At 48.8% G+C, this 11,417-nt stretch carries 5 protein-coding genes; 2 read left to right on the plus strand and 3 right to left on the minus strand.

What is annotated here, in order from left to right; all coding sequences use genetic code 11:
• Window positions 1-7: 7 nt before the first annotated feature.
• From NDK19_RS16075 to aroA, 3 genes are read right to left on the minus strand one after another with little or no spacing between them, the layout of a single operon-like run.
• Window positions 8-922, minus strand: coding sequence for an EamA family transporter (locus tag NDK19_RS16075; protein WP_250632930.1), 915 nt, complete (start codon window positions 920-922; stop codon window positions 8-10).
• A 37-nt stretch (window positions 923-959) separates the two neighbouring features.
• Window positions 960-1,844, minus strand: a complete 885-nt coding sequence (locus tag NDK19_RS16080; RefSeq protein WP_250632931.1) for a DMT family transporter — start codon at window positions 1,842-1,844, stop codon at window positions 960-962.
• Window positions 1,841-3,112 carry a 3-phosphoshikimate 1-carboxyvinyltransferase gene (gene aroA / locus NDK19_RS16085; RefSeq protein WP_250632932.1) on the minus strand — a complete coding sequence of 424 codons (1,272 nt, stop codon included), beginning with the start codon at window positions 3,110-3,112 and terminating at the stop codon, window positions 1,841-1,843. Before aroA ends, NDK19_RS16080 begins: the two co-directional genes overlap by 4 nt.
• A gap of 104 nt (window positions 3,113-3,216) precedes the next feature.
• Between aroA and NDK19_RS16090 the strand changes: the two genes are divergently transcribed.
• Both NDK19_RS16090 and NDK19_RS16095 read left to right on the plus strand, forming a co-directional pair.
• A complete protein-coding gene (locus NDK19_RS16090) occupies window positions 3,217-5,238 on the plus strand; it encodes a tetratricopeptide repeat protein (protein ID WP_250632933.1) in 2,022 nt (673 codons plus the stop codon).
• A 513-nt stretch (window positions 5,239-5,751) separates the two neighbouring features.
• On the plus strand, window positions 5,752-11,417 hold a 5,666-nt coding region (locus tag NDK19_RS16095), incomplete at its 3' end, for a S8 family serine peptidase (protein WP_250632934.1).

Genomic DNA, 11,417 nt, shown 5'->3' on the forward strand with positions numbered 1-11,417 from the left:
AGACCTGCTACTTGCTCATGCGTCGGCCAAGGGTAATCAGTACTACTCCTGTCAAAATGATGGCAGAGGCAGTCAGTGTGCGCCCGCTGAGCGATTCGTTCAGGAACAACCAGCCTAAAATAATAGCCACTACCGGATTGACATAGGCATAAGTTGAAACCAATGCAGGAGGCGCATTGCGCATCAGCCAGTTGTAAGACGAGTAGCCCAGAAAAGAGCCGATAAAAATCAGGTAGCCCATCGCCAGATAGGTTCGGAGGTTCATCCGCGAAATGGCTTCCCATGCGTCAGGTTCTGTGAAAGTGCTGATAATCAACGCAAAAATGCCGCCTGCCAGCATTTGAATGGCCGTTGATTGCAGGGGGGGCGGCATGGTCAGGTGGGGAGCACGCAGCGAGCCATATGCCCACGAAACGGAGCCCACTAATACAAGCACGGCAGGAAACCAAACAAGGTCAGATGTGTTCAATCCTGAAAAAGGATTCAGCAGCACAGCCATTCCGAAAATGCCCAGCAGCAAGCCCGTAACTGTAAGTTTGTGCGGCTGCAACTTGCTGAATAACAGAAAGTCCAATACAACCGTCCAAATGGGTAAGGTGGCTACTAACAACGCCACAATGCCGGTCGGCATAAACTTGATGGCATAGGAGAGGGCAGTATTACCAACACCTACCAACATTACGCCAACCTGAACCGCTCCCAGCGTTTGCCGGCCGTTGGGTAGCACAGGGTGCATACCTTTGGCAAGCCTCCAGAGAACGGCAATCAGCAATAAGATAACTCCGCCGACCAGAAAGCGAAGGGAGGATGCCAGAATAGGCGGCAGCACTTCCAGCGCATAGCGAACACCTAAAAAAGTAGAACCCCAAACCAAGTAAATTACCAACAGGTTCAAATAAACGGGCAGAGAATTTTTTTGCACGGTTTATATGTGAAAAATTAAACGATACAGCTTCTATTTATGTGCGATTGGCCACATAAACGCCTCCTACAATCAGTCCCATACCTGCCAGATGTAAAAGGCCGAACGCTTCGCTGTCGGCAATGCCCCAGAGCATAGCAAAAACGGGAATCAGATAGGTTACGGAACTTGCAAAAACGGGAGAGGTCATTTTTACCAGTTTGTTGAAAAAAACCAGCCCCAGCGCTGTGCCGAAAATACCCAAGATACCGATGTACCCCAAAGCAGCCCACGCTTGTTCACCTTGTGCAAGTTTGGCGGGCAAATCGCCTGTTACCGACAGATAGGCGAGGGCGAGCGGCCCTACCATACCCATTGCAGTAGCGGAAATAGCCAAAGAAGGCAGTTGGCGCAAATATTTACCAATCACATTGACACTGATGCCATAACAAAGTGTTGCCGCTACAATCAGCAGTGCGTAAGGGTTAAATCCGCCGACTTCGCCGCCCGACTGAATCAGGCTAAGCCCGATAGACCCTGCAAAGCCCATTGCGATGCCGAGCAACTGCCACTTTTTCAGTCGGAAAGAAAAAAACAGTACCCCGATAAGCAGCGTAAAAATGGGCGTGAGTGCATTTAGAATACCTGCTACCGAACTCGGCAAGTATTGCTGTGCCGTAGCAAAAAGAAAAGCGGGCAGCAGATTGCCGCAAAAACCCGTGATAAAAATGTAGGGCAGGCTCTTGGCAGGAATCAGCCGCAGGTTGTTGATTGCAATGGGCAGCAGTAGCACAAAAGCTATAACAATGCGGAGCGCGCCCACTTCACCCGCAGCAAATACCGTCAGTCCGCGTTTCATCAGGATGAACGAACTGCCCCATACAAAAGCCAGCGCCAGCAGTATCAGCCATGCCAGCCTTTTGTCAGTTTGCGGAACACTCATGCAGTGGTCGGATTTTCAATGGGGTGAACGGTAAAACCTGCTGCTGCCAAGTGTTCCCAGAATCGGGGATAAGATTTTTCCACTACTTCGGGGCGTTCTATTTGCAGCGGATGCAACAACGCAAGCGGTGCAAATGCCATTGCCATGCGGTGGTCTTTGTAGGTACGTACCATCTCCTCCGATGCCCGAAGCGGTGTAACTTCGTTGCCGTGCACGTAGAGTGTATGCCCATCCACTTCATGCGTGGCGATGCCGAAGCGGGCAAGTTCTGTTTGCAGGGCGGTCAAGCGGTCGGTCTCTTTGATGCGCAGACTTTCCAAACCGCTGAGTTTCATGCGGATACCTTTGGCTGCGCCAATAACGGCGATGGTTTGTGCCAAGTCGGGGCAGTCGCTGAAATCCCACTCAAAACTTTCCACATGAGAGGTTTTCGTCAGTTGCAGGCCATCATCGGTGAAGTCCGATTTTACGCCGAGTTGCTCCATAATATCAATAATAACGCGGTCGCCTTGCAGCGAGTCGGTCTTTAGCCCCAGCAGTCGGATATCGGCTTTGTGTGCCAGCGCCGCTATGCTGAACCAGTAACTGGAAGCCGACCAGTCCGATTCAACAGTGTAAGCAGCGGCATGATAGGATTGTTCGGGTACATGGATGCTGTCGCCTTCCCAAGTTGCCTGTGCGCCAAAGCGTTGCATCAGTTGCAGCGTCATTTCAATGTAGGGGCGCGAGCCGATTTTACCCGTGAGTTGCAGCGTAAGCCCCCCGGGAATCACAGGGGCAACCATCAGCAAGGCAGAAATATATTGACTACTTACATCGCCCCGAATGGTAATATGATTTTGACGTGGCGAAAATCCGTTGATGCGGATAGGAGGGAAGCCCTCATTTTTTTCATAGGAGATATCCGCACCGATTTGCCGCAGTGCATCTACCAAAATGCCAATGGGGCGTTCCTGCATACGCGCGGTGCCCGTGAGTATGCTTTTGCGACGGGTTGCCGCACAAAAGGCCGTCAGAAAGCGCATGGTAGTTCCGGCATCCAGCACATCCAGCACCTCATCCGAAGACGCAAGCAAGCGTTGCATGGTTTGAGTATCGCGGGCTTCGGAAAGGTTTTCCAATCGGCAGTATTCTTGGCACAAAGCAGCGATAATCAATGCGCGATTGCTTTCACTCTTGGAAGAAGGCAGTGGAACAACAGATTGTATAATGCCTGTGGGGTGTTGCAAAGCAATGGCAAAAGCATTACGGTTGGCAGATAATTCCATGTACAACAATTGATACTGCACAAAGATATGTTCTTTTTTAATCTGCCGGTGCTTGTGAAACTCTACCCGTTTGGTGTAAATTGTGGCTCAATCGGAATGATGTAATGAATAGGATAGGTGTGATTTTATTTGCGGTGCTGTGTTGCCTCGCAATTACGGGTAATGATGCATACGCACGTCAAGCGGCAGAGGCAGACAGTTTGGAGCGTTCGCTGCAAAACCCCCAACCCGATACGGTACGCATCCGTGCACTGAACCGCTTAGCATTTCTGCTCCGCAATTCTCAAATAGAGAAAGCCCGCACCTATGCCGAAGCGGCCTATAAACTCGCCCAAAGTGCATCCTACAAACTTGGCATGGCCGAAAGTCTGGGCTTTTTGGGGCTGATTTATTACAGGTTGGGCATGCACGACCAAGCCATTGACCGACATTTGCAGTCGCTCAAACTGTTTGAAGAACTGAAAGACAACCGCCAGATAGCTTTCCGATACAACGATATTGCCAATATCTACGTTACGCAGGGCTACTACGACCGTGCGTTGGAATACCACAATAAGTCGCTGATTCTCAAACAGAAAATCAACGACCGCGAGGGTGTAGCCACAAGTTTGAAAAACATTGCCAATATGTATTTGGCGCAAAAAAAGTACACCGAGTCGTTGGAATATTGCCTCAAAGCGCTGCCCATTGCCGACTCGCTCGGCGACCAGCGGCTGCGTGGTCATATCCTGCAATTTTTGGGTGAAATTTACTTGGCACAGCGCGACTACAAACGTGCCATTGATTACCTGCAAACATCTTACAATATCAAAGCCGCCATCAACGAGCAATTTACCCTCTCGCGCCTGCTGAACAGCATCGGCAATGCTTACCTGAACCAAAACGATATTCCCCGTGCCCTGAAATACTATCAGGATGCGCTGACGCTTGCCAAAAAGACAGGCGTAAAATTGGAAGAACAGATTTCATACGGCAATATCTCCAATGCCTACCGCTTGCTGAACGACTATAAAAAGGCATACGACTACCACGTGCTGTTTATGAACATGAAAGATTCTATTTTCAATGAAACAAGCCGTGAGAAAATCACCATGCTGGAAACCCGTTTTCAGTCGGAGAAGAAACAGGCCGAAATAGACCGCCTGAACATGGAAAGTACCCTGCAACAACAAGAAATAGCACAGCAAAACCAGCGATTTTATTTTATTGTGGGCTTGGTAGCCATTTTGGCTGTATTTGGTGTGGTGATGGTGCGTGCCAACAATCAGCGCAGGCTTACCAACCTGTTGCTGCAAAAGCAAAAACAGGAGATAGAGATAGTTTACAAGGAATTAGAACTGAAAAACAACGATATTACCGCAAGTATCAACTATGCCAAGCGGATTCAGTCGGCCATTATTCCTTCCGAAGAACGCCTGCGTTCATTCTTCCCCGAATCCTTTGTGATGCTCAAACCGCGTGATATTGTTAGCGGCGATTTTTATTTCCTCGAGAAAGTAGTTGCTACCGACGGCAGAGAAAAAATTGTACTGGCAGCAGCCGACTGCACCGGGCACGGCGTGCCGGGCGCACTGATGAGTATGGTAGGCAACGACCTGCTCAGTCAGATTGTGAATGAGCGGCAAATTACCCATCCCGACCTAATTCTGAATCAGTTGCACCAGAATCTGCGCCGTGTGCTCAAAATAGAAGACTCCGACAGCCGCGACGGGATGGATATCGCCATCTGCACATTTGATATGGAAACCCGTCAATTGGAATATGCAGGAGCAATGAGTCCGCTCTATCTGGCACGCAACGGAGAAATTACCAAGGTAAACCCCGATAAAAAACCAATCGGCGGCAGAATGGCGGGCTACTCGGGCGCTTTCACCCGCTGCACATTTGATATTGAAGGGGAAACCATGCTATACCTTGCCTCCGATGGCTACCAAGACCAGTTCGGGGGGATTCACAACAAGAAATTCATGTCTAAAAACTTCCGCCAATTGTTACAGGATATTCACATGTTGCCTATCTATCAGCAGCAACAAAAAGTAGAGTCTGTATTGGCACACTGGATGAGTTTTGGCCCCCAAAAACAAACCGATGATATTCTGCTCATTGGGGTTAGGTTGAAAGGATAGTTTTTTGTTTCGGCAGGTAAAAAAACATTGTATAATATTTCTACACTTTTGCCCGTAAATGCACTTTCTCTTACAAATTTCACGGCAGGTGCAGCTATTATGCCAATCACTCCTATACGATGGTTGCTTATTCAGTAATAACGCAACAGGTTTAACAATGTATCAATGTAGGGCTGAATATGATGAAAAAAATGCAATACATCTTGCTTTAATGCTTACTGACGCATATGCACTACATAGGATGTACTAAACGATTTTGTTGCGAAAAAGTTGCAAAAGTTACATGTTATTTTTTGGGTACATCTGTTTACATACTTGCAACCATCATATAACTAAATTATGTTTGCGATTAAGGGTGTGTTACCCGTAAGTTAAAAACTATTTGCAACCTACATCCTTAGAATTTCACATGCGTCGAGTCAGTTTACCATTCTAATTAATTGACTGCTGCCCGGGTGGCAGGGTTATTTCGTCTCTTACAATCACTACCAATTTTAATTTTATTACTAATCGATGAAGCAAAAATTACTTCATTGGCTGGGTGTGCTATTGCTTGGCATATCCTTGCCCCTCCATGCGCAGGTAATTGCGCCGCTACCGGACAAAACCGACAAAGTGCGTCTGGAGCAAATCAGAAAAGAAGCGACACAACGCTCTGAGGCGGTTAAGCAGCGCTTGGAAGAGTTTTCTAAGCGTCCCGATTGGGCGAAATCGCGCTATGCGAAGTACTACCAAAACGGAAAGGTGTACGGCGTTGAGGCTATCCTGCCCGATGGTACGGTGTTGGTGAATGAAATCAACTCTAACGTAGGAGCAGCCAACACTACCCGTGCCAGCAGCTTGTGGACAGGTGGCAGCCTTGGTCTAAACCTGAACGGTGAGGGTACGCAGTTTGGTGTGTGGGAAGCCTTTGATACCACTCCTGAGGGTTCATCTGTGGCGGCGGTACTGCCTACGCACCAAGAGTTAATCGGTCGTGTTACGATTATGGACGGCACAGCATTGCCCGGAGGCCGTGGTTCAAACCATGCTACACACGTAGCCGGTACGCTGGCGGCCTTAGGCGTAGTTCCTGATGCCAGAGGGATGGCACGTGCCGCACAAATTCTTTCCTACGACGTAACCAACGATGCTGCCGAAATGGCTGCCGCTGCGGCAAGCGGTCTGGTAATTTCGCAACACTCTTACGGTGTAAATGCTGTTGGTACAGGTGTTACAGAGGCATTTCGCGGTGCATACAGCGTAACTGCTCAGCGTTGGGATGAGATTGCCAATGCAGCGCCTAACTATCTGATGGTAAAATCAGCCGGCAATAACGGTTCTGATGGTACTAACCCTGCTTTTGGTACGGGCTACAACGTTTTAACGACTTCTTCCAACTCTAAAAACGTACTGGTAGTAGCCAATGCTTCTATTGTAAACTTTTACGGCGGCCCTTCCAGTGTGGTTATTGCATCATCCAGTTCACGCGGCCCTACCGATGACGGTCGTATCAAGCCGGATATTACAGGTGCAGGGGTGCTTCTTTACTCACCTATTGGTAATACAGCGACCTCTTATGACAGCTATACGGGAACATCAATGTCCGGCCCCAATGTTGCCGGTTCTGCAGCGCTTTTGCAACAGCACTGGCGCAATTTGTTTTCCGGTGTTTCTTTCCGTTCGGCTACGCTGCGCGGTTTGATTATTCATACAGCAGATGAAGCCGGTCTTGCTCCGGGGCCTGATTACATCTATGGTTGGGGCTTGATGAATGCCGCACGTGCTGCGCAAATGATGTCTCACGTGGCCGCAAGCGGTACGCAACACATATTGCAGCAAAACATCCTGAACAACGGCGGTACATTTACTACCAATGTAGTCGCTTCGGGTAACGAGCCGCTCCGCTTTACCATCTGCTGGAACGACCCGGCAGCTACCGGCTCTGACTCGCCAACCCTGAACGACTTTACTGCCCGTTTGCGTAATGATTTGGACTTGCGTATTACAGATAATGTAACCGGGCAGGTGTTTTTCCCTTGGACAATGCCCTATCAGACAACTAACCCTCCGACCGCGGCATCGCGTTCTACTGTGGCGACACAAGTGGCACAGCAAAATGCAGACAACAACCGCGATAACGTAGAGCAGGTAGTTGTTTTCACCCCCGTACCCGGTCGCAGCTATACGGTTTCTATTACCCACAAAGGTTCATTAGTGGGTGGTTCTCAGGAATATGCTCTGTTGGGAAGCGGTATCGGCGGTACTCCGATTGCCGGCTCACAGGCTACCAATACTGCCGACTCACGCATTGAGAACGTTACTTTTGCTACCATCAATAATACCAGCAACGCACCCGGTGCATGTACGGGTTATACAGATTTCAGACAGTCTGTAACAGCGCCATCTTTGTTTGTAGGACAAACCGTGAACTTCAGCGTAACGCTGGGTACTTGTGGCGCTAACGCAAACAAGCATGTTCGTATGTATCTTGACTGGAACGGCGACGGCGATTTTGACGATGCAGGCGAACTGATTGCTCAATCAACTGCTCCGGTGAACGGAATAGGCGGAGCTACACTGAATACATCTTCTGTGGTTGTTCCGAGTAATGTAGCGATAGATGGCGTGGCAACGTTACGTGTGGTTTGCGTGGAAACCAGCAATGTAAACGATATCCAGCCTACAGGTGCTTATCTGAAAGGTGAAACAGAAGACTATCTGGTACGCTTTACCCGTCCAAGCAGCGATGTGGGTGTAGAGAGTTTTGTATCTCCGTCCGGTTCTCCTTGTGCCGGTAATATTCCTGTTACCGTGCGTATCCGTAATTTTGGTACAGGTGCTGTTAGCAACATTCCGGTGCAGTTTACTGTAAACGGTGGTGCTCCTGTTACAGCTACCTTCACAGGAACCATTGCAGGTGGAGGCGTTGCAACCTTTACTGTTGGTACATTTGCAGCAACTCCTAACACACTTTATACAATTGTAGCGCAGACTACACTGTCTGGCGATGCAAATAATGCTAATAACAGCCGCTCATTAAACGTTACTACGGCTGTTACGCCATCTATTCTGGCATCCTCTTCGGCAAGCTGCGGTGCTGTGAATCCGACCGACCTGATATCTTTAATTGCCACTGTAAGCGGCAGTACAGATGTGGTTCATTGGTACAATCAGGCAACAGGAGGTACACGCATTGCTTCAGGTAATAATACAACAATTACCAAAGCAGTGGCAGATGCCCTTCCGGTGTCTAATACCGTTTACGCAGCACTGAATGAATTTAGTGCTACGGGAGTAGGCCCTGCCAATACAACGCTGGGTGCTACAGCAACAGGTAGTTATGCACAAGCTACGGCAAGACCTATATTCAATGTTACAACACCTTTCCGTATTGCAAGTGCAAGGCTGTATATTAGCGAAGTTGCCAGTGGGACTACACCTACCGGTACGCCGGGCACACCTGTAGGCACCATTATTTTCCGTGTCATCCGCACAAGCGATGGGCAGATTATGAGCACCTCAGTAGTACAGGCACGTGTAACTTCTGCCGCAGGTGATATTTTCCCTGTAGATATTCTCTTCCCTGCTGCGGGTGAATATTCTATTGCTATTGAATATGAAGGGACTTTCGGTTTGTTCAGAAACAACGGTTCTGTGCCGGGAACATTATATCCTATGAATTTGGGACCTGCGCCTTCTGTTGCTCAAATCACAGGAACAAGTGCAGGTGCCGGATTCTATTATTGGCTATATGACATGACGCTTGCCGGTGCTGGTTGCTCTGCCGGCAGCCGTGTGCCTGTAACTATCAATATCAGCCCTGCTCCTGTGGCAACTATTACACCCGCAGGCAGCACCGTAGTATGTGATGGCAGCACTGTTACATTGAATGCTAACACCGGTACAGGTTTCACTTATCAGTGGCAGCGCAGAACCGGTGCAGCGGCATTCGCCAATATTGCAGGTGCAACAAGTGCATCTTTCAATGCAGGCAGAGTGGCAACAACAGAGGTTACAGCAAACGAGGTATTTGAATATCGCGTGATTGTTACCCGCCCTGACGGCTGTCAGGCAACTTCATCGCCTGTTACGGTTACGGTAGTGCCTTGGCCTACACAGGTGCGCATTATTCCGCAAAACGGCAGCACACAACTGTGTACAGGCGCAACACCAAACTTAATACTGCGTGCTTCTGCACCTGTTGGTCTTAATAATAATACCAATTTCAATTACGAATGGCGCAGAAATGGCGCAGTGGTAGCTACCGGTACAGGAACGGGTGCCAACGGTTGGGAATATACTGCTACGCAAACCGGTGAATATACCGTAACCATTACTCCTATTACGGCGGGTTCGACCTGTTCAATGACTTCGCCTCCAATTACTATCACGGCAGCAACTCCTGTACTTTCTGACTTGAATGCAATTGCCTGCGCAGGCAGCCCTGTACAACTGTCAGGAAGCACTACAAGCGGCAATATTCACTGGTACACAGCACCTACAGGCGGTACGTGGTTAGGAACAGGCAATAGCATTACTACAACAGCTATTGCATCACCTACCACTTATTATGCGGCCGTAAATGAATTTACAGGTACAGTGCCTTCTCCACCGTTGGGTGTAAACGGTAGCTTTACAAATTTTGGAAGCGGCTTTATGTATTTTAATGCCGAGCAACCGCTTCAGATTAATCAGTTCTCTATCCGATTGCAGAATACAGGTGCTACTGCCGGTACCGTAATCTTATTCTTGTTGGATAAAGATTTTGGCAGTGTCATATCTTCTCGTTCATGGGCAATTCCGGGCGGAACCCCTGCAGGCAACTTTAACCTTTCTATGGCCGCCGCACCGCTGGTTGTGCCTGAGGCAGGTAATAACTATGCCTTACTGGTGCAGTTCCAAGGTACTACGATGCAAGGATACCGTAATAATACCGGTATAGGTTTAGCTTATCCTTATACTATTCCGGGTGTCATTTCTTTTACAGGTACTAATCAAGCACCATCAACGGGATTCTACTATTACATGCATGACATTCAGGTATCTGCTATTGGTTGTGCTACCACACCTCGCACAGCAGTTCATGCAATCCCCGGCCCTGCAACAGCTACACTGTCTGCATCCGCTTCTGCTATTGAACTGTGCGACGGTCAGACAACTAATTTGAGCGTAGCCCTGACAGGTCGTGCGCCATGGTCGCTGACTTATACCAACGGTACAACCAACACAACGGTGAATAACATCATGTCATCACCTTATGTAATCAACGTTGGAACGGCAGGCAATTACTCGCTGGTGTCAGTATCTGATGCCAATAACTGCGCCACAGGCAATACAGTAAGCAATAATACAATTACTGTTACTACACCTGCACGCATTGGCGTAACACAAGGAGCAACTGCACTGGCATCGGGCAGTACGGTTAATTTTGGCACGACTACCTACGGGTCGCCTGTGGACGTAACGCTGACACTGAGCAATACCTGCAACAGTACGCTGAACATTGTTTCGCTGCCTATTACAGGGCCATTCTCTTTGGTTGGTGCAACCCTGCCTATTAACCTTGCTCCGGGCGCTTCTACTAATATCACAGTACGTATGTTAGCCAATGCAGCAGGTGCTGCCAACGGCATACTGACTGTGAACAGTAATGCACTAAATGAGCCTTCGTTTGTGATTAACCTGAACGGTACGGTTAATAAAGCTCTTGCAACGTTCCGTGCCAATGACAGAAGTATTTTCTTCCGTCAGCCAATACCAACGCTTACTTTTACGGTAACAGGCTTACAGTTTGGCCAAACCTTAGCAACATCGGGCATTACAGGTTCGCCGGCTATTTCCACAACAGCTACAAGCAACAGCCCTGCGGGTGTTTATCCGATTACGATTAGTATTGGTTCACTTGCGTCTGCCAACTACGATTTTGCATTTGTCGATGGTACGCTGCGTATCTTTACACCTGTACCTCCTCCTCCATCAGGCTTAAACCTGAGCACGCTGCCTGTTTTGCAGGACAGAGTGTTTAACCCGCAAGGTGAGCTCATCAATGCGCAGATGCAGTTGCAAAACGGTCAGGCGGCACAGCGGACGGTTTCAGGGCCGATAGTCCCCGTGTTTGAGCGCGGACAATTGGTCGGCTATCGCATCACAGGTGCAGGTACGGTATGCTTCACCTTCTTCGGTGAGCCCAATACCAA

Source organism: Rhodoflexus caldus (assembly GCF_021206925.1).
GTDB classification, from domain to species: Bacteria; Bacteroidota; Bacteroidia; order Cytophagales; family Thermoflexibacteraceae; genus Rhodoflexus; species Rhodoflexus caldus.

Excerpts from the sequence above, each read along its gene's own strand:
- aroA (WP_250632932.1), bottom strand. The coding sequence starts at position 3,112 with ATGGAATTATCTGCCAACCGTAATGCTTTTGCCATTGCTTTGCAACAC.
- NDK19_RS16090 (WP_250632933.1), top strand. The coding sequence starts at position 3,217 with ATGAATAGGATAGGTGTGATTTTATTTGCGGTGCTGTGTTGCCTCGCA.
- NDK19_RS16080 (WP_250632931.1), bottom strand. The coding sequence starts at position 1,844 with ATGAGTGTTCCGCAAACTGACAAAAGGCTGGCATGGCTGATACTGCTG.